We start from the raw sequence: 19181 nt of genomic DNA, 5'->3' as shown, positions 1-19181 counted from the left end.
CTTCCGTGCGTATCCGGCGCGGCCCCGGTGTTCGAATACATGTCTCCGACCTGCGGTTCTCCACAGATCTGAGGAGAATTCGCCCTCCACAGCCTGGGGACCACGAAGTTGTCCATACTGCTTCCACAGGGACGACGGCCGATACCCCATCAGGCCAGGTCAAGAGCCTGGGGATTTGTGGTCAAGAGTGATCCACAGCCTGTGGACAGAATATTCGTCCACAAGAGGCATCCGATGTTGTCCACCGGCGGCCCACAGGCAGGGCTCCGTTGTCCCCAGCTTCTCCACACCCCTGTCCACTGTTCGGCAACGCGACACCGCCTTTCACCGCGCAGAGTGAAAGGCGTCACACCAAGGAGACTGGTTGGGCTGTGGGGAACCTGGGTAAAGCTGGGGACAGCCCTGGGGAGAAACACCCCCGCCCTGTGCATCGGGTGTGCAGAACTTTTGCGTGTCCACAGAAACACCGGGTTGTCCACCGGTGCCGCCCACAGGGTCGGTGGACAAAAAAGTGGGTCTGACCTGCGGAAACGACGTTATCCACGGTTTCCACAGGCCCTACTACTACTACCACTTAGAGTTAGCTCGGAATCTGCTTCGAAGTAGGGCCTGTGCACAACTCGGCGCCGGAGCTCCCCGAACCTCTCGTCGCGACTTGACCCCGAGCAGCCACGAGTGTCGGTGCCGTACGTCAGACTGGTCCCCGGCGTCCTCCTCCTGCCATCGGCGGAGCGACCCCGACCAGACGACGAAGGCCAGCAGGGCGAGCGAGCAACAGCAGGAGGCGGTTCCGGTGAAGATCCGGGTGGAGCGCGATGTACTCGCGGAGGCGGTGGCCTGGGTGGCTCGCAGCCTTCCGGCCCGTCCGCCGGCGCCCGTTCTTGCGGGCCTTCTGTTGAAGGCTGAAGACGGGGCCCTCAGTTTCTCGAGCTTCGACTACGAGGTCTCGGCCCGGGTCTCGGTGGATGCCGAGGTCGAGGAGGACGGCACGGTGCTGGTCTCCGGCCGGCTGCTCGCCGACATCTGCCGGGCCCTTCCCAACCGCCCGGTGGAGATTTCCACAGACGGTGTACGGGCCACCGTGGTCTGTGGCTCCTCTCGATTCACACTCCACACCCTTCCTGTGGAGGAGTACCCGGCGCTGCCGCAGATGCCGACCGCGACGGGCACGGTCCCCGGCGAGGTCTTCGCCTCGGCTGCCGCCCAGGTCGCCATCGCCGCGGGCCGCGACGACACGCTGCCCGTCCTGACCGGTGTGCGGATCGAGATCGAGGGCGACACGGTCACCCTGGCCTCCACCGACCGCTACCGCTTCGCGGTCCGCGAGTTCCTGTGGAAGCCGGAGAACCCGGACGCCTCGGCTGTCGCGCTGGTGCCCGCCAAGACGCTGCTGGACACCGCGAAGGCGCTGACCAGCGGTGACACGGTGACTCTGGCCCTGTCCGGCTCGGGTGCCGGTGAGGGTCTGATCGGTTTCGAGGGCGCGGGCCGGCGTACCACCACGCGGCTGCTCGAAGGCGATCTGCCGAAGTACCGCACGCTGTTCCCCACCGAGTTCAACTCGGTCGCGGTCATCGAGACCGCCCCGTTCGTAGAGGCCGTCAAGCGTGTGGCCCTCGTCGCCGAGCGGAACACCCCGGTGCGGCTCAGCTTCGAACAGGGTGTGCTGATCCTGGAAGCCGGTTCCAGCGACGATGCACAGGCTGTGGAGCGTGTCGACGCCGCGCTGGACGGCGACGACATCTCGATCGCCTTCAACCCGACGTTCCTGCTCGACGGCCTCAGCGCGATCGATTCCCCGGTCGCCCAGCTCTCCTTCACGACGTCCACCAAGCCCGCGCTGCTCAGTGGCCGGCCCGCGGTGGATGCCGAGGCGGATGACGCGTACAAGTACCTGATCATGCCGGTTCGTCTCTCCGGCTGATCCGGTCATCGGTCTGTCACGGCAGATCCCGACGGGCACGCTCAGCGCCGAACATGCCCGTCGGCGGCCTGTCCCCGAGCGGGCGTAGGCTCGGCTTCGGGTACGAATCGGCACAAGGCTTAAGGAATCTCTGATGGAGCTCGGTCTCGTCGGCCTCGGCAAGATGGGCGGCAACATGCGCGAGCGCATCCGCCGCGCAGGCCACACCGTCATCGGTTACGACCGCAACCCGGACGTCTCCGATGTCCACAGTCTCGAAGAGCTTGTGGGCAAGCTGAAGGGCCCGCGGGTCATCTGGGTGATGGTCCCGGCCGGTGCCGCGACGCAGGCCACGATCGACGAGCTGGCCGCGCTCCTGTCGCCCGGCGACATCGTCGTGGACGGCGGGAATTCCCGCTGGACCGACGACGAGAAGCACGCGGTCGAGCTGGGCATCAAGGGCATCGGCTTCGTCGACTGCGGTGTCTCCGGTGGTGTCTGGGGCCTGGAGAACGGCTACGCGCTGATGTACGGCGGCGACGCCGACCACGTGGCGAGGGTCCAGCCGGTCTTCGACGCCCTGAAGCCGGAGGGCGACTTCGGTTCGGTCCACGCGGGCAAGGTCGGCGCCGGCCACTTCGCGAAGATGGTTCACAACGGCATCGAGTACGCCATGATGCAGGCCTATGCCGAGGGCTGGGAGCTGCTGGAGAAGGTCGACTCCGTCACCGATGTGCGCGAGGTCTTCCGCTCCTGGCAGGAGGGCACGGTCATCCGTTCCTGGCTGCTCGACCTGGCGGTCAACGCGCTGGACGACGACGAGCACCTCGACAAGCTGCGCGGCTTCGCCGCCGACTCGGGTGAGGGCCGCTGGACGGTGGAGGCCGCGATCGACAACGCGGTGCCGCTGCCTGCGATCACCGCGTCGCTCTTCGCGCGTTTCGCCTCGCGTCAGGACGACTCCCCGCAGATGAAGATGATCGCCGCGCTGCGCAACCAGTTCGGTGGCCACGCGGTTGAGAACAAGAAGTAACCGCATCGGAAGGCGGGCCGGAGCAGCACCACCGGCCCGCGCTACGGAGCACGGAGCAGGAAGCCGGGAAGGTCGGCGTACACCCATGCATGTCACGCATCTCTCGCTGGCCGACTTCCGCTCGTACGCCCGGGTCGAGGTACCTCTCGATCCGGGCGTCACCGCGTTCGTGGGTGCCAATGGCCAGGGCAAGACGAATCTCGTCGAGGCCGTCGGCTACCTCGCGACGCTGGGCAGCCACCGCGTCTCCTCCGATGCGCCGCTGGTACGGATGGGCGCGGACCGGGCCGTCATCCGGGCCGCCGTCGCACAGGGCGAACGCTCCCAGCTGATTGAGCTCGAGCTCAACCCGGGCAAGGCCAATCGTGCCCGGATCAATAGATCGTCGCAGGTCAGGCCGCGTGATGTGCTGGGGGTCGTGCGGACCGTGCTCTTCGCGCCGGAGGATCTGGCGCTGGTCAAGGGCGACCCCGGGGAGCGGCGGCGCTTCCTCGACGAGCTGATCACGGCGCGTTCGCCGCGGATGGCGGGGGTCCGCTCGGACTACGAGCGGGTGCTGAAGCAGCGCAACACCTTGCTGAAGTCCGCGGCGATGGCGCGCAGGCACGGCGGCCGGTCGATGGATCTGTCCACCCTCGATGTGTGGGACCAGCATCTGGGCCGGGTGGGCGCGGAGCTGCTGGCGCAGCGGCTGGATCTGATCGCGACCCTGCAGCCGCTGGCCGACAAGGCGTACTCGGATGTCGCGCCCGGCGGTGGCCCCGTGGCACTGGAGTACCGCAGTTCGGTCGGCGCGGACGTGGAGCCGGCCCGTACTCGTGACGAGCTGTACGAGCAGCTGATCGCCGCCCTTGTGGAGGTCCGTAAGCAGGAGATCGAGCGGGGTGTGACGCTGGTCGGTCCGCACCGCGACGATCTGCTGCTGGGGCTGCGCGGCATGCCCGCCAAGGGGTACGCGAGCCATGGCGAGTCCTGGTCGTACGCGCTGGCGCTGCGGCTGGCTTCGTACGATCTGCTGCGCACCGAGGGGAATGAGCCGGTGCTCGTCCTGGACGATGTCTTTGCCGAGCTGGACGCGCGACGCCGGGAGCGGCTGGCGGAGCTGGTGGCTCCGGGCGAGCAGGTGCTGGTGACGGCCGCGGTGGACGATGACGTTCCGGGCGTGCTGGCGGGGGCGCGGTTCGCGGTGTCGGCGGGCGAGGTGGAACGCGTATGAGTGGCTCCGATGGTACGGCGAAGGGCATGGGCGCTGGCGGCGGCTCGGGCCCGCAGGAACCCGCGGGCGAGGCGAAGCAGCCGGAGGCGTCGGGGGTCGATCTGGCCCGGGTGGCGTTGCGTGCGGCGAAGGAGCAGGCGCGGGCGCGCGGCGCTGCGGCGCAGCAGAAGAAGCAGGCCAGACGGGGCGGTGGTCTGCGTTCCGGAGCGCGGGCGGACGGCCGTGATCCGTTGCCGCTGGGCGCCGCGATCAATCGCCTGATCACGGAGCGTGGCTGGGAGGCGCCTGCTGCGGTGGGCGGGGTAATGGGCCGCTGGCCGCAGATTGTCGGTGAAGATCTGGCCAATCACTGTGTGCCGCTGCGTTACGACGAGGAGCCCGAGGAGCGGGTGCTCACGGTGCAGTGCGACTCGACGGCGTGGGCGACGCAGCTGCGGCTGCTGGCGCCGCAGCTGGTGGCCCGGCTCAACACGGATCTGGGGCACGGCACAGTGAAGTTGATCAAGGTGCTGGGGCCGGGCGGTCCGCAGCGCAGGTTCGGGCCGCTGCGCACGCCGGGGAGCATGGGCCCGGGCGACACATACGGCTGACCTGCACTTTTTCTCCCCGCTCGGTCCTCTGCCGGGCTCCGGCGGCGACCGTTTCCCGCTCCGTCGAGGCTCGGCTGTGGCGGTTCGCTGCCTGGTCCGGCGTGGTGCCCGCCGCTTCCGGGATGTGTCGTTCTGTGACGGTTGAAACCGTACGGATGGGCTGATGCGTCCCTCACCGTAGCGGGAGGTTGACAGGCCGAAGCGCTCAATGCCCGCGTGAGCCTCTTGGAGCCCCATCCCGAATATGGGGAGTCGTCAGGCGCTCATTCAGGGCGGCACATGCGGACTCAGGTACCGGCAAACCCCCATTCATGTCGGCGCTACCGGTAGACTGGTGAACAATCCCGCATCTTGGCGGGAGTCGTCGATACAAGCCGAACGACGCAGCCGCTCCCGCCTGCCCGGAGAACGGCCTGTGCTGTGCCAGAAAGGGCGCTTCGTGGCCGATTCCGGCAACCCCAACGAGAACATTCCGTCCACACCCGGTGGGAGCGGCGAGGTGGCTGCCTCCTACGACGCCAGTGCGATCACCGTCCTCGAGGGCTTGGACGCGGTCCGCAAGCGACCTGGCATGTACATCGGCTCGACCGGTGAGCGTGGACTCCACCACCTTGTGCAAGAGGTCGTCGACAACTCGGTCGACGAAGCCCTCGCCGGGCACGCGGACGCCATCGACGTCACGATCCTTGCCGACGGCGGGGTCCGAGTGATCGACAACGGCCGCGGTATCCCCGTCGACATCGTGCCGTCGGAGAAGAAGCCCGCAGTCGAGGTCGTGCTGACGGTGCTGCACGCCGGCGGCAAGTTCGGCGGCGGCGGATATGCCGTCTCCGGCGGTCTGCACGGTGTCGGTGTCTCCGTCGTGAACGCCCTGTCGGCGCGCGTCGCCGTCGAGGTCAGGCGGGACGGCTACCGCTGGACCCAGGACTACAAGCTGGGTGTGCCCACGGCGCCGCTGGCCCGTAACGAGGCCACCGACGAGACCGGTACGACCGTCACCTTCTGGGCCGACGGCGACATCTTCGAGACCACCGAGTACTCCTTCGAGACCCTGTCGCGCCGCTTCCAGGAGATGGCGTTCCTCAACAAGGGTCTGACGATCAAGCTCACGGACGAGCGTGATTCGGCGAAGGCGACGGCGGGCGCGGATGTCCCGGAGGCGGTCGAGGTCGCCGAGGAGGAAGCGGCCCGCACGGTCACGTACCACTACGAGGGCGGCATCGTCGACTTCGTGAAGTACCTCAACTCCCGCAAGGGCGAAGTCATTCACCAGTCGGTGATCGACATCGAGGCCGAGGACAAGGAGCGACTCCTCTCGGCCGAGATCGCGATGCAGTGGAACACGCAGTACAGCGAGGGTGTGTACTCCTTCGCGAACACGATCCACACGCATGAGGGCGGCACCCACGAGGAAGGCTTCCGTGCGGCGCTGACCACGCTGGTCAACAAGTACGCGCGGGACAAGAAGCTGCTGCGTGAGAAGGACGACAACCTCACCGGTGACGACATCCGTGAGGGTCTGACGGCGATCATCTCGCTGAAGCTGGGCGAGCCGCAGTTCGAGGGCCAGACGAAGACCAAGCTGGGCAACACGGAGGCGAAGACCTTCGTCCAGAAGGTCGTCCACGAGCACCTCACGGACTGGTTCGACCGGAACCCGAACGAGGCGGCGGACATCATCCGCAAGGGCATCGCGGCGGCCACGGCCCGCGTCGCCGCCCGGAAGGCACGCGATCTGACCCGTCGTAAGGGGCTCCTTGAGAGCGCCTCGCTGCCGGGCAAGCTGAGCGACTGCCAGTCGAACGACCCGACGAAGTGCGAGATCTTCATCGTCGAGGGTGACTCCGCCGGTGGTTCGGCGAAGTCCGGCCGTAACCCGATGTACCAGGCCATCCTGCCGATCCGAGGCAAGATCCTGAACGTCGAGAAGGCCCGGGTCGACAAGATCCTGCAGAACACCGAGGTCCAGGCGCTCATCTCGGCCTTCGGCACCGGAGTCCACGAGGACTTCGACATCGAGAAGCTCCGCTATCACAAGATCATTCTGATGGCGGACGCCGACGTCGACGGTCAGCACATCAACACCCTGCTGCTGACGTTCCTCTTCCGCTTCCTGCGTCCGCTGGTCGAGGCCGGGCACGTCTACCTCTCCCGCCCGCCGCTCTACAAGATCAAGTGGGGCCGGGACGACTTCGAGTACGCGTACTCGGACCGCGAGCGCGACGCCCTCGTCGAACTCGGCAAGCAGAACGGCAAGCGGATCAGGGAAGACTCGATCCAGCGCTTCAAGGGTCTCGGCGAGATGAACGCCGAGGAGCTGCGCATCACCACGATGGACGTCGACCACCGGGTGCTCGGCCAGGTCACGCTGGACGACGCGGCGCAGGCCGACGACCTCTTCTCGGTGCTGATGGGTGAGGACGTCGAGGCACGGCGCTCGTTCATCCAGCGCAACGCCAAGGACGTCCGCTTCCTCGACATCTGAGTCGGCCGTACCAGCAAGCCGCCGCTCGAAAGGACTTTGACCAGCAATGGCCGACGAGAACACCCCTGTGACGCCCGAAGAGGAGCCCGCAACCGCGGGTGTGGGCATGCGTGTCGAGCCCGTCGGGCTCGAGACGGAGATGCAGCGCTCCTACCTCGACTACGCGATGTCCGTCATCGTGTCGCGTGCGCTGCCCGACGTACGGGACGGTCTCAAGCCCGTCCACCGCCGCGTGCTGTACGCGATGTACGACGGCGGCTACCGGCCCGAGAAGGGCTTCTACAAGTGCGCCCGTGTCGTCGGTGACGTCATGGGTACGTACCACCCGCACGGTGACTCGTCGATCTACGACGCACTGGTGCGACTGGCGCAGCCGTGGTCGATGCGGATGCCGCTGGTGGACTCCAACGGCAACTTCGGTTCTCCGGGCAACGACCCGGCTGCCGCCATGCGGTACACCGAGTGCAAGATGATGCCGCTGTCCATGGAGATGGTCCGGGACATCGACGAGGAGACCGTCGACTTCCAGGACAACTACGACGGCCGTAATCAGGAGCCGACGGTCCTGCCGGCGCGCTTCCCGAATCTGCTGGTCAACGGTTCCGCGGGCATCGCGGTCGGCATGGCGACCAACATCCCGCCGCACAACCTGCGTGAGGTCGCGTCCGGTGCCCAGTGGTACCTGGAGCACCCGGAGGCTTCGCACGAGGAGCTGCTGGACGCCCTGATCGAGCGGATCAAGGGCCCGGACTTCCCGACCGGTGCGCTCGTCGTGGGCCGCAAGGGCATCGAGGAGGCGTACCGCACGGGCCGTGGGTCCATCACGATGCGCGCGGTCGTCGCGGTCGAGGAGATCCAGAACCGGCAGTGCCTGGTCGTCACGGAGCTTCCGTACCAGACCAACCCCGACAACCTCGCGCAGAAGATCGCCGACCTGGTCAAGGACGGCAAGGTCGGTGGCATCGCCGACGTCCGCGACGAGACGTCCTCGCGCACCGGTCAGCGCCTCGTGGTCGTGCTGAAGAGGGACGCGGTCGCCAAGGTCGTACTGAACAACCTGTACAAGCACACCGACCTGCAGACGAACTTCGGCGCGAACATGCTGGCCCTGGTCGACGGGGTGCCGCGCACGCTGTCGATCGACGCGTTCATCCGCCACTGGGTGACGCACCAGATCGAGGTCATCGTCCGGCGTACGAAGTTCCGCCTACGCAAGGCGGAGGAGCGGGCGCACATCCTGCGTGGTCTGCTCAAGGCGCTCGACGCAATCGACGAGGTCATCGCCCTCATCCGTCGCAGCCAGACGGTCGAGATCGCCCGTGAGGGCCTGATGGGCCTGCTGGAGATCGACGAGATCCAGGCGAACGCGATCCTGGAGATGCAGCTGCGCCGGCTGGCCGCGCTGGAGCACCAGAAGATCACGGCCGAGCACGACGAGCTCCAGGCGAAGATCAATGAGTACAACCAGATCCTGGCCTCGCCGGAGCGGCAGCGGCAGATCGTCAGCGAGGAGCTGGCGGCGATCGTCGACAAGTTCGGCGACGACCGGCGCTCCAAGCTGGTGCCCTTCGACGGTGACATGTCCATCGAGGACCTGATCGCCGAGGAGGACATCGTCGTCACGATCTCGCGCGGCGGCTATGTGAAGCGTACGAAGACGGACGACTACCGCTCGCAGAAGCGCGGCGGCAAGGGCGTTCGCGGCACGAAGCTCAAGGAAGACGACATCGTCGACCACTTCTTCGTGTCGACGACCCACCACTGGCTGCTGTTCTTCACCAACAAGGGCCGGGTCTACCGGGCCAAGGCGTACGAGCTTCCGGACGCCGGCCGTGATGCGCGCGGGCAGCATGTCGCCAACCTGCTGGCCTTCCAGCCGGACGAGCAGATCGCCGAGATCCTGGCGATCCGCGACTACGAGGCCGCGCCGTATCTGATCCTGGCCACCAAGGGCGGCCTGGTGAAGAAGACCGCGCTGAAGGACTACGACTCGCCGCGCTCGGGCGGTGTCATCGCGATCAACCTCCGCGAGACGGAGGACGGCAGCGACGACGAGCTGATCGGTGCGGAGCTGGTTTCGGCCGAGGACGATCTGCTGCTCATCAGCAAGAAGGCCCAGTCGATCAGGTTCACTGCGACGGACGAAGCGCTGCGCCCGATGGGCCGTGCCACCTCGGGTGTCAAGGGGATGAGTTTCCGCGCGGGCGACGAACTGCTCTCGATGAATGTCGTCCGGCCAGGTACGTTCGTCTTCACTGCCACCGATGGTGGGTACGCGAAGCGGACCGCCGTCGACGAGTACCGCGTTCAGGGTCGCGGCGGCCTCGGCATCAAGGCCGCCAAGATCGTGGAGGACAGGGGCTCGCTGGTCGGCGCGCTGGTGGTCGAGGAGACGGATGAGATCCTTGCCATCACGCTCGGCGGCGGTGTGATTCGTACGCGAGTCAATGAAGTCAGGGAGACGGGCCGTGACACCATGGGCGTCCAACTGATCAATCTGGGCAAGCGCGACGCCGTCGTCGGCATCGCTCGTAACGCCGAGGCCGGCCGCGAGGCCGAAGAGGTCGACGGGGCCGAGGACGCCGAGGGCGAGACGGCTGAGACGACTGCCGAGGTGACGACAGCCGAGGCGACTGTCGAGGGCACTGTCGAAGGCACCTCGCCTTCGGCCGGGGAGCACGAGGAGTAGAGCGTGAGTGGAGCCACGGGCGCCGGTTCGGCCGCTTCCGGAGCTGGAGCGAACGGTGCCCGTGGCCCTGCCACGGACTCCCAAGGGGGCACTGTGACAGACACCCGGGGGCCTCAGCCCCAGTACGAGGGATACGCGACCGGGCCGCTGCCCGGTGAGCGCGAGCCCGCACCGGGGCAGGCAGGCGGGCCGTATCACCCGCCGCAGGCGTACCCGCCCGCGGGCGGGGGGCAGGGCGGCCGGCCCCAAGGAACGCAGCAGCAGGGCACACAGGGCGGTCTGCAGGGCGCGGGCGGTACGCAGGCGACCCGTCGGCCGCGGACGGGGGCGCGGACAACTCCGCGTACCCGTAAGGCGCGACTGCGGGTGGCCAAGGCCGACCCGTGGTCGGTGATGAAGGTCAGCTTCCTGCTCTCCATCGCACTCGGCATCTGCACGGTCGTGGCGGCCGCGGTCCTGTGGATGGTGATGGACGCCATGGGCGTCTTCTCCACCGTGGGCGGCACGATCAGCGAGGCGACCGGTTCCAACGAGAGCAACGGCTTCGATCTGCAGTCGTTCCTGTCGCTTCCGCGCGTTCTCATCTTCACGTCGGTCATCGCGGTGATCGACGTGGTGCTGGCCACCGCGCTGGCGACGCTGGGCGCCTTCATCTACAACTTGTCGGCCGGCTTCGTGGGCGGCGTCGAGCTCACGCTGGCCGAGGACGAGTAGGGCTTCGGGTATCGATTTTGGGACTGGCCCCGACGTGCGCTAATCTTCAGAAGTCAGCGCGCAGCGCGGCGGGGCTATAGCTCAGTTGGTTAGAGCGCATCCCTGATAAGGATGAGGCCACAGGTTCAAATCCTGTTAGCCCCACAGTGACAACAGAAGGCCCGGTATCTCTTTGGAGGTGTCGGGCCTTCTGCGTGTGCGGGGCTGCGGGGGCGCCTGCGGGTGTCGGGGGCGTCTCTCGTCCGAGGTTCGCCCGGTGCAGCTCGGGGATAGGTTGCGCCGGGGCGGTCGTGCGGGGGCGAACGGGGCCGGCTGGGTGCCGGTGGTCGTTCGTGGGGCGGTCTACGCCGCGGGGGTGTGCGCGGCGTAGGTGGCGCGCTGTACGCGCGGTGTGCGGGGCGGTGGTGCGTGGCGGTGTACGGGCCAGCAGCGGGGCAGGAGCGTGCGCCCCCTTCCCGGCAGGGCACACGAAAAAGCCCCCGCCCGGAGTGAACCGGCAGGGGCCCTGTGCGTCAAGTGCGCCGCTCTCAGGGTGGAAGGAGTGATGCGTCCCCTGCTGGGGCGCCGTGAGCGATGCGGGCGGCACCTGTGGTGCTTGTGGCGCCCAGGGTGTTCCTCGTGTCCACGGTCAGGTTCCTGGTGGCCGGTGACGAGCCGTGCGCCTCGGCGCGGATGCGCTGCTTCATCGTGGGTGGCAGCGCCCTGTCACGCGGAAGGGTCCATCGCACCGACGGGGTGGTCGCGGTTGCGGTGGCAGCACCCGTGTGCTCGTGGTTCGTGGCCGTCGGCTCCTGCGCGGTCGCGGCGGGGGCGCTGATGAGCCCCATCGACGCGAGAAGCGCGAAGAAGGCAGTGATGAAGGCGGTCCAGATGCTCTTGACCTTGAAGGCGCTCATGGCCCCTCGCTTTCGGGTGGTCCGGTTTGCTTACCTTCCTGATGATGTGGATCCGGCTCGCGATTTCATGGACCGACGCCACGGATCCGCCGATCTTCAGATGAACACCACTCGTATGGTTCAACCGGGCTGGACGAGTCGGCGCGAAGCTGGTCGGGATGGTCGGTTTTGCCCGGGCGCCAGTTGGGTCGCGGGGAGGTAACCGATCGATATCGGCCGGTGTGTATAGTCGGGCGGCAGAAGTCTCCTACGTCAAGGAAAGACGAGGTCGCGCGGTGAAGAAGCTTCTCCTGGTCGCACTGGCCGCCATCGGCGGGCTCCTCGTGTACCGCCAGATCCAGGCGGATCGCGCCGAGCAGGATCTGTGGACGGAGGCGACTGACTCCGTGCCCGCAGGTTCGGGTGTGTGAGACAGAACAGCCTTTTGCGGGCCCCGGTCGCTGAGCGGCCGGGGCTTCGTGCTGTTGCGGGACCGTGACACCTGTGCTCTTGAGTTCACCTACGCAAATCAATAGGTTGCGTGAGCAAAGGAGCCGGTGTTTCGGTCGAGGGGGCACGGGTGAGGGGACTCAATCACCGCCGGACGGCAACAGCAGTGGGGGCATGGGCCGGCGGGGCATTGCTCGCCCTGATGGCGGGAGTGCCGCCGGCCGCGGCGGCCGGATCCGGAGCCCACGGCGCACATGGTGCAGCTGCCGCGACGCGCACGGCCGCCCCGGGCAACAGGAGCAGCCTCGTCATGGTGCTCGACTCATCCGGATCCATGGCGGACGACGACGGCACGGGCCGGACCCGGATGGAGACCGCACGCAGCGCCGTGGGTAACACGCCCATCGGCCTGTCCCTGCAGAAGGCCGCGGAGGACCTTCCCGGGCCCGCGGGCGGCGCGATCGGAACGCGCACGATCCTGCTGATCTCCGACGGTGAGGACAACTGCGGTACGCCGCGGCCCTGCGAGGTGGCCGAGCGGCTCGGCAAGGACGGGGTCGGGCTGCGGATCGACACCGTCGGCTTCCAGGTGAAGGGCAGGGCTCGCGAGCAGCTCGAGTGCATTGCGGAGGCGGGCAACGGCCGTTACTACGACGCGCCGGACGCCACGTCTCTGGCCAGACAGTTGCAGCGGGCATCGCAACTCTCCGCGGACGGTTACCGGTTCCGTGGCAAGCGGGTCGAGGGCGCCGCGACCGGCGACCGGGCACCCTCGCTCGTACCCGGGCAGTATCTGGACACCATCGGTCCGGGTGAGAAGCGGTACTACGCGGTCGATCTGGACGCGGTGTCCACGGTGGACTTCTCGGCGACGGCTGTGCCGCAGCCCGGGGCGGCTGTCGACACCTTTGACGGACTGCGTACCAGCATGGCGTACGGCACCGACAGCTCCTGCGCGACGAACACCGAGCACTTCTACCAGAAGGAGGGGGCGGCCCCGCTGACCTCGGCGGTTGCCCGTATCCCCTCTCCGGAGGGGACCCGCGTCTGCGACCGGGCGGGCCGCTACTGGCTGGTGGTGGAGCGGGAGAGCAAGAAGGGCTCTGACGCCGCACGTTGGCCGCTGGAGCTTGTCCACGGGGTGGAGGCGCCGCTGAAGAAGGGCGTCACGCCCGCCGCCTCGGAGCGGGAGTACGGCGCCGGCGGCAAGAACGCCGTGCTGCCCTCCGGCGACCCCCGTGACGTGCGGGGCGGCACCGGATTCAACGACGCCAAGGAGCTCGGCCGGGGCGTGTGGCGCGACCGGATCCTGCCGTCACAGACGCTCTGGTACAAGGTTCCGGCGGGCTGGGGCCAGCAGGTGCGTTACGACGTCGAGTTCGCCAACGAGCCGACCGTGGAGCAGGCCTCCTCGACGTACTCGTACGGGGCGACGCACCTGTTCACACCGGCCCGTTTCCCGGTCGGTGGTGGCGGCGAGTTCACCTCGACGGCCATGTGCAACGGCCGTCCGGCCGCGATCGGCATGGGGTCGGTGCCGGTCGCCTGGACCAACCGCTACGAATACCGCTCCATGGTCCAGCCGGTGCACACCCGGGGCGAGTTCTACATCTCTGTGACGCTGGGCGCGCGGGCCGCTGAGATCGCCGAGAACCCGCAGATCGGTGTGGTGCTTCGGGTGTCGGTGCTCGGCGACGAGCGGGCCGGACCGGAGCACGGTGCGGCGTCCCTCGCGGAGAAGACGGACAACAGGGTGGACTAGAAGGGCAATTCGACTGCTGCCGCAGACAGCGATGGTACGGGCGGGGCAGGATGGACCGGCATCGCGGCCGCTGCCGGGGCGGGCGCCGTGGTGGTTGTGACCGCGGGGCTCGTGTTCGTGCGCAGCCGCCGCAGGGTGGCCACCCAGACGACGAGGGGAAGCGCGTGATGAGGCAGCGCAACAGGGGCCGGGCGACGCTGGCCGCGGTCGCGGCGATGTGCGCGGTGGCGGCGCTGCCGGGACAGGCGTACGCGGCCGGTGAGCCCGCTCCGTACACCTTCGACCCCGAGGCCAGGACGGTCCGCGGCGCGGAGGTCAGCACCGATGCGTCGTCGCTCACCCCCGGATCCGTGTACAAGAGCTCGATCAAGCCGGGCGAGAAGCTCTACTACCGCCTCACCCTCGATGCCGACACCAACGCGTATGTCTCGGCGGTGGCGGTGCCCAAGCCAGGCGGCCAGGTCGCGTACGGGGACGGCATCACGGTCAGCATCCGGGACAGCACGGACCTGCAGTGCAGCTCGGAGGATGCCAGGTTCGAGTCGGCGGAGTACCCTCGCCCGATCGCCGCGTACGCCTACCGGGTCCCGGAGAAGGACAGCACCGTCTGTGATGAGGCCGGTACGTACAACGTGCTGGTCGAGCGGGAGGGCAAGGAGACCTCGACGCCGGAGGAGTGGGACCTGGAGCTCCGTTACGAGTCGGAGCCGAAGCTGAAGAAGGGCGGGTCGGTACCGGCCGAGGCCCCGGAGAACTGGCCGTCGGCGTCGCCGCCACCGCCCACCCGGGCCGCGCAGGAACGGCCGGGCGGCACCAGCTATTACGACGCCACCAGCCTGGAGACCGGCGAGTGGAATGACAGCATCGAGCCGGGGCAGACCCGCTTCTACCAGGTGCCGGTGGACTGGGGACAGCAGATCTTCGCCACCGTCGACCTCGGCAATAGCGTCGACGGCCCGGACGCATACGTCGGCAGCGCGCTCGCACTGTCCCTGGACAATCCGGCGCACGGCCATGTCGACGAGGCCTCGCCGCTGTCGTACTCCGGCAAGCCGGCCTCCGTGTCACTCGATCCCCTGCCCCCGGTGGCGTACGAGAACCGGTTCGCCTCCAGCGCCGATGCCAGTGCGATGCGGTTCGCGGGCTGGTACTACCTGTCGGTGACGCTGAGCCCGGAGGTCGAGAAGGCTTACGGCAAGAAGGCGATCCCGATGACCCTCAAGGTGAAGGTCGAGAACTCCGCGGGGCCGTCGCCGTACGAGGGTTCCGCCGGGGTCTTCGGTGTCACGCAGCACGACAAGGACATGGCCAGGAGCGGGCAGAACGCCCCGCAGGCCGCCAAGAGCGACACGATGAAGGTGGTTGCCGCGGCCGCGATCGGCGCGGGCGCCGTGCTCGTGCTCGGACTCGGGGCGTGGACGCTGCTCGCGCGGCGCCGCGCTGCGACCGTCACAGACGGGCCGGCCGCCGTGGGCGCGGCCGGACAGCCGCCGTACGGAGGACCGCCGCAGGCCTGGTGATTCCGGTCGCGGGCCTGGCGGTCCGGAGCCGTCAGAGGCTGAGACCGGCTGACTCAGGCCTGAGTCAGTGCCCAGATACCCACGGCGAAGCAGATCAGCGCCACCAGCAGGACCGGGACCGCCACCTTCGGGGGCGGTCCCGGACGCTTCTGAGGTGCGCGCGCGGGAACGCCCGCTGCGGGATGGGGAACCTGCGGCTGGTGAGCGGTGTAAGCACGAGTGAGAGCTTGTTCGTGCTGCACTGCCGCTGTCGGGGCCTGTGAGGGATCCGGTGCGGCGGCAGGGAAGGGGGGACCTGCATGCGCCGGGAGCGGATGAGGGACGGAGGCCGGCTGCACCGGCTGGGACTGGGCCTGTGGCTGGGGGGTGGGTGGCTGCTGCGGAGGCGGGGCGAGGTGGAAGCTGCCCGTCTCCGACATCGGGGAGGGCGACGGGGTGTGCGGCTGCTGTGCGGACTGATGGGGGTCCTGCTGGAGTGCCTGGCCCGTGGCCTGTGCGTTCTGCGCGGCTTGCGTGGGTCGGGCGGTGTGGGAGGGAGACCGGGGGGCCGCGAGGGGGCCTGCGGGGCCGAATCCGGCGGGCAGCGGGCCGATCTGGTCGAAGACCTCCACCGGTTCGTCGTCGATGCCGGGCTCCGGCAGCATCTCGACGGCGGCGGTCAGGGCCTTGCGCGCGCCCGTGGCCGTCCGGAACCGGGCCTGGGGATCCGGCTGGAGCAGGCCTGCGAGGACCTGCCACAGCGGTTCCGGGATGCCTTGCGGGGCGCCGGGTGTGCCGTGCGACGCGAAATGCTCGACGAGAGCCCTCGAGTCGGGCTTCTGACCCTGCAACAGATACAGCGCGACGAGACCGACGGCGAAGAGGTCTGCAGGGAAGTCGGGCTCCGCACCCATCATCTGCTCGGGCGCGAAGTAACCCGGCGTTCCCACCACGTAGTTGGTCTCGGTGAGGCGCGGCTCGCCCTTGCGCATGGAGATACCGAAGTCCGAGAGCCGCAGATGCGGCCGGCCGGTGCCGGTGGCCTCCATCAGAATGTTGGCGGGCTTGATGTCGCGGTGCACGACCCCCTCCGCGTGCACCGTCGACAGCCCGGACAGCAGCTGGTCCAGCAGTGTGCAGACGAAGCGCGGGGGCAGCGGGCCGTAGTCGCCGATGACATGTGCCAGCGAGCCGCCGCTGACCAGATCCATGGTGAACAGGACTTTGTCGTCGTCCGCGGCCCAACTGGCCGGGGCGAGCACATGCGGATGCTCGATCCGCAGCGCCTGCTCGCGGACGAAGCGCAGCAGTGTGTGCGCGTCGCTCTGCTGGAGCACCTTGGCCGCCACGTACCGGCGGCGCCGGTGATCCCAGGCACGCCAGACGGCGCCGACGCCACCACGTCCGATCGGATCGATCAGCTCGTACCGACCCGCGAAGACCTCACCCATTGCGCTGCGCCCGCTCCCAGTTCCTGTTTCGGCTCGTGCCCGGCTCTCGGGGGTAGTGCCCTAGGACTTGTCGGACAGGCCCTAGCTCTGGTGTCCCTCGTAGTGCGCGACCGCGTCCGCGGTGCGCCCTGCCCCGTACACCTTGAGGAACTCTGCCAGTTCCGGGTGGGTCGGGGCGAGGGAGTCGGCGGCATCGATGATGTCCCCGGCGGCCGCGACCGACCGCAGCAGCGACTGGATCTCACGGACCACGCGCCGGACGGTGGGTGCTCCGCCGGTGGTCGAGGTCTGACCGGTGCCGGTGAGGACGGAGCCGCCCTGGGACTTCTTGATCTCTTCCATGCGGTCGGTGGCCTCTCCTGCACTGATGCTGCCGTCGGCGACCTGGCCGGCCAGTTCCTGCAGGGCCTGGACACGCTGGACGACCGCCGGGTTGCCGATCTTTGCCCGCTGGCCGCTCATCAGCTGGGAGAGCATGGGGGCGGACAGCCCGAGTACGGCGGCGAGCCGGGCCTGATTCAGGCCGAGATCATCGATCAGCCGACGGAAGAGCGCCCCCAGCGGCTCTCCGTACCAACTGCGCTGAAGCTCCCTGGCTCTTGCCGTTGCCTCTTGCTGAGCTGCGTCCATTGCGTCTCCCCTTCGCTGCGGCTTCGCTGCTGCGAACCTCGACGAGCATCTTACGGAGAGTGGTTGCCGACCGGGAGCCCCCATCTTTTTGGAAGATTCGGGGGGTCACCCGGTACTCTGGTCTGCGGCGGTGACCGAGACGCTGATGCGTCCGGTGCTGTCCACTTTTTCGGGGCCTTAGCTCAGTTGGTAGAGCGCTGCCTTTGCAAGGCAGATGTCAGGAGTTCGAATCTCCTAGGCTCCACATCAGTAGAGACTCCCCTGGCCAGTGGAAACGCGGGCCGGGGGAGTCTTTGTGTTGCTGGCGTCAGCACCGTGCCGGTACCGGTCCGGCGTACCGGGCGGCTACGCGCCTCCGGCATCCGCGTCCGCGTCGCTCCAGCGCCGCTGGATCAGCCTCGCCTGTTCCGTGAGGGCGTCCACCAGTTCGCGAATACTGCGCGCGGCGGTGGTGCGGAGCACGGCGACGCTGATCTCCCGGGCCAGCGGGGTGCCCTTGAGCCGTCGTACGGCGACGTCCTCGCGCGGGGTTCCGAGGGCGAGCCGGGGGATGAGCGCCACTCCCGCGCCCGCTGCGACGAAGCCCTGGACGACTGCGTAGTCGTCCGTGCGCAGGGCATGCACGGGCTCGAAGGAGTGCTGGGCGCAGGCCCAGGACAGGAGACGGTCGCACGGGTCACGGGGGTCGGCCGCGCCGATCCAGTCGTCGTGCCTGAGCTCTTCGAGAGGTACGTGCGTCCGGTCGGCGCACCGGTGGTCCTCGGGCAGGACCAGCTGCAGAGGGTCGTGCAGCAGTGGATGCAGCTCGAAGTCGTCGTCGAGATCAAGACGGTCACCCGGCTGGGAGAAAACGAGGGCGGCGTGGAGCTCACGTGCGCGCAGTCCCCGCAGGAGGGTCGGCAGTTCGCCTTCGGCGAGTGAGATGTGCACCCCGGCGTGACGGAGAGCCTTCACTGCGGGCGGCAGCAGTAGCGCGCCGGCCGTGGGGAACGTGCCGATGTGCAGCGTGTGCGCGCCCTGCTCGGCGAGGTCGCGGACTTCCCGTTCGGCAAGTCTCAGCCGCTCGAGTACTGCCTCCGCGTGCGGCAGCAGTGCCGCGCCGAACTCGGTCAGTGCGGCCCCGCGCGGCCCGCGCTGAACGAGACGCGCGTCGAAATGGGACTCGAGCACCGCAAGGTGGTGGCTGATCGTCGGCTGTGTGTAGTGGAGGGCACGGGCGGCTGCGGCCAGGGAGCCCTCCTGCGCGATCGCCTTCAATACGTGCAGCTGACGAAGCTCAAGCATATAGACATTATATGGAGGGTTGCTGGGAACTCATGTATTCCTCGATAGCTCGTGGGGTACGACGCTCACCGGCGTGAACAGCACAACCACCGCATCCACTGATGCGCGACGGCCGACCGCATCCGGACAGCACCGTGCGCCGTACGCCGAAGCCCTGCGGGCCCACGCGCGCCGCAGCTGGTTTCGGCTGAACGTCCCCGGGCACGCGGCGGACACGCTCAGCTTCGAACCTCTGACCTCCCTGCTCGGGCCCGAACCGCTCCGCCTGGACTTTCCACCGCTCCTCGACGGGATCGATCTCGGCTCCACGGCTCCGCTGCACGAGGCGCTCGCCCTGGCCGCGGACGCCTGTGGCGCCCGGCGTACCTGGTTCCTGACCAACGGCGCCTCGCAGGGCAACCAGATCGCGTCCCTCGTGGCACCGGCACTCGGCCGCGTTCTGGTTGTGCAGCGCAGCGTCCACTCCAGCGTCATCGACGGCCTCGTGCTGTCGGGACTGGAGGCCGCCTTCGTGCAGCCGTCGGTCGACGCGGACCAGGGCATTGCTCATGGAGTCACCGCCGAGGACCTGGCCAAGGCCCTTGCCGAGCACCCGGACGC

The 19181-nt window shown here is 68.4% G+C and carries 13 protein-coding genes, 2 tRNA genes and 2 pseudogenes; 13 read left to right on the top strand and 4 right to left on the bottom strand.

Annotated features, from left to right (window positions below; all coding sequences use genetic code 11):
• Positions 1-793 precede the first annotated feature (793 nt).
• From dnaN to ABZV38_RS01745, 8 genes are all read left to right on the top strand, one after another.
• On the top strand, positions 794-1924 hold the full coding sequence (gene dnaN, locus ABZV38_RS01780; protein WP_267004087.1) for a DNA polymerase III subunit beta: 1131 nt from the start codon (positions 794-796) through the stop codon (positions 1922-1924).
• Positions 1925-2057: 133 nt separating this feature from the next.
• Complete coding sequence (gnd, locus tag ABZV38_RS01775) at positions 2058-2936, top strand: phosphogluconate dehydrogenase (NAD(+)-dependent, decarboxylating) (protein ID WP_356323419.1); 879 nt, start codon at positions 2058-2060, stop codon at positions 2934-2936.
• A gap of 85 nt (positions 2937-3021) precedes the next feature.
• A complete protein-coding gene (gene recF, locus ABZV38_RS01770) occupies positions 3022-4152 on the top strand; it encodes a DNA replication/repair protein RecF (RefSeq protein WP_356323417.1) in 1131 nt (376 codons plus the stop codon).
• 26 nt (positions 4153-4178) lie between these two features.
• Positions 4179-4742, top strand: coding sequence for a DciA family protein (locus ABZV38_RS01765; RefSeq protein WP_356323480.1), 564 nt, complete (start codon positions 4179-4181; stop codon positions 4740-4742).
• Between the two features lie 415 nt (positions 4743-5157).
• Positions 5158-7227, top strand: coding sequence for a DNA topoisomerase (ATP-hydrolyzing) subunit B (gene gyrB, locus ABZV38_RS01760; RefSeq protein ID WP_356323415.1), 2070 nt, complete (start codon positions 5158-5160; stop codon positions 7225-7227).
• Between the two features lie 46 nt (positions 7228-7273).
• A complete protein-coding gene (gene gyrA, locus ABZV38_RS01755; protein WP_356323413.1) occupies positions 7274-9916 on the top strand; it encodes a DNA gyrase subunit A in 2643 nt (880 codons plus the stop codon).
• Between the two features lie 93 nt (positions 9917-10009).
• Positions 10010-10630 carry a DUF3566 domain-containing protein gene (locus ABZV38_RS01750; protein WP_356323411.1) on the top strand — a complete coding sequence of 207 codons (621 nt, stop codon included), beginning with the start codon at positions 10010-10012 and terminating at the stop codon, positions 10628-10630.
• Between the two features lie 70 nt (positions 10631-10700).
• Positions 10701-10774, top strand: a tRNA-Ile gene (locus ABZV38_RS01745).
• Positions 10775-11157: 383 nt separating this feature from the next.
• Here ABZV38_RS01745 and ABZV38_RS01740 read toward each other — a convergent pair.
• The gene (locus ABZV38_RS01740) at positions 11158-11526 is read right to left on the bottom strand and encodes a DUF6344 domain-containing protein (protein WP_356323409.1); all 369 of its coding nucleotides are present in this window, start codon (positions 11524-11526) and stop codon (positions 11158-11160) included.
• A gap of 275 nt (positions 11527-11801) precedes the next feature.
• On the opposite strand from ABZV38_RS01740, the gene ABZV38_RS01735 reads away from it, so the two are divergent.
• From ABZV38_RS01735 to ABZV38_RS01725, 3 genes and pseudogenes are all read left to right on the top strand, one after another.
• Entirely contained in the window at positions 11802-11936 is a 135-nt protein-coding gene (locus tag ABZV38_RS01735) for a DLW-39 family protein (RefSeq protein ID WP_003958712.1), read from the top strand.
• Positions 11937-12157: 221 nt separating this feature from the next.
• Positions 12158-13885: pseudogene (locus ABZV38_RS01730) on the top strand (hypothetical protein).
• On the top strand, positions 13885-15237 hold the full coding sequence (locus ABZV38_RS01725) for a hypothetical protein (protein WP_356323407.1): 1353 nt from the start codon (positions 13885-13887) through the stop codon (positions 15235-15237). Before ABZV38_RS01730 ends, ABZV38_RS01725 begins: the two are co-directional and overlap by 1 nt.
• Before the next feature lie 53 nt (positions 15238-15290).
• Here ABZV38_RS01725 and ABZV38_RS01720 read toward each other — a convergent pair whose 3' ends face one another.
• Complete coding sequence (locus tag ABZV38_RS01720; protein WP_356323405.1) at positions 15291-16667, bottom strand: protein kinase; 1377 nt, start codon at positions 16665-16667, stop codon at positions 15291-15293.
• 81 nt (positions 16668-16748) lie between these two features.
• Positions 16749-17297 (bottom strand): DNA-binding protein, encoded by a 549-nt coding sequence (locus ABZV38_RS01715; protein ID WP_356323403.1) that lies wholly within the window; start codon positions 17295-17297, stop codon positions 16749-16751.
• 171 nt (positions 17298-17468) lie between these two features.
• Here ABZV38_RS01715 and ABZV38_RS01710 point away from each other — a divergent pair.
• Positions 17469-17541: transfer RNA gene (locus ABZV38_RS01710), tRNA-Ala, on the top strand.
• A gap of 101 nt (positions 17542-17642) precedes the next feature.
• On the opposite strand, the gene ABZV38_RS01705 is transcribed toward ABZV38_RS01710, so the two are convergent.
• Complete coding sequence (locus ABZV38_RS01705) at positions 17643-18581, bottom strand: LysR family transcriptional regulator (RefSeq protein ID WP_356323401.1); 939 nt, start codon at positions 18579-18581, stop codon at positions 17643-17645.
• A gap of 73 nt (positions 18582-18654) precedes the next feature.
• On the opposite strand from ABZV38_RS01705, the pseudogene ABZV38_RS01700 reads away from it, so the two are divergent.
• A pseudogene (locus tag ABZV38_RS01700) lies at positions 18655-19173 on the top strand (amino acid decarboxylase); the annotation flags it as partial.
• Between the last annotated feature and the right edge of the window lie 8 nt (positions 19174-19181).

Source organism: Streptomyces sp. NPDC005181 (assembly GCF_040608395.1).
Classification (GTDB): Bacteria; Actinomycetota; Actinomycetes; order Streptomycetales; family Streptomycetaceae; genus Streptomyces.
This window is presented reverse-complemented; position numbering and strand designations above follow the sequence as displayed.

Bases quoted from the DNA above. Each gene is read 5' to 3' on its own strand.
- gnd (WP_356323419.1), top strand. From the start codon at position 2,058: ATGGAGCTCGGTCTCGTCGGCCTCGGCAAGATGGGCGGCAACATGCGC.
- gyrA (WP_356323413.1), top strand. From the start codon at position 7,274: ATGGCCGACGAGAACACCCCTGTGACGCCCGAAGAGGAGCCCGCAACC.
- ABZV38_RS01725 (WP_356323407.1), top strand. From the start codon at position 13,885: ATGAGGCAGCGCAACAGGGGCCGGGCGACGCTGGCCGCGGTCGCGGCG.
- ABZV38_RS01740 (WP_356323409.1), bottom strand. From the start codon at position 11,526: ATGAGCGCCTTCAAGGTCAAGAGCATCTGGACCGCCTTCATCACTGCC.
- ABZV38_RS01705 (WP_356323401.1), bottom strand. From the start codon at position 18,581: ATGCTTGAGCTTCGTCAGCTGCACGTATTGAAGGCGATCGCGCAGGAG.
- ABZV38_RS01715 (WP_356323403.1), bottom strand. From the start codon at position 17,297: ATGGACGCAGCTCAGCAAGAGGCAACGGCAAGAGCCAGGGAGCTTCAG.
- recF (WP_356323417.1), top strand. From the start codon at position 3,022: ATGCATGTCACGCATCTCTCGCTGGCCGACTTCCGCTCGTACGCCCGG.
- ABZV38_RS01765 (WP_356323480.1), top strand. From the start codon at position 4,179: ATGGGCGCTGGCGGCGGCTCGGGCCCGCAGGAACCCGCGGGCGAGGCG.
- ABZV38_RS01720 (WP_356323405.1), bottom strand. From the start codon at position 16,667: ATGGGTGAGGTCTTCGCGGGTCGGTACGAGCTGATCGATCCGATCGGA.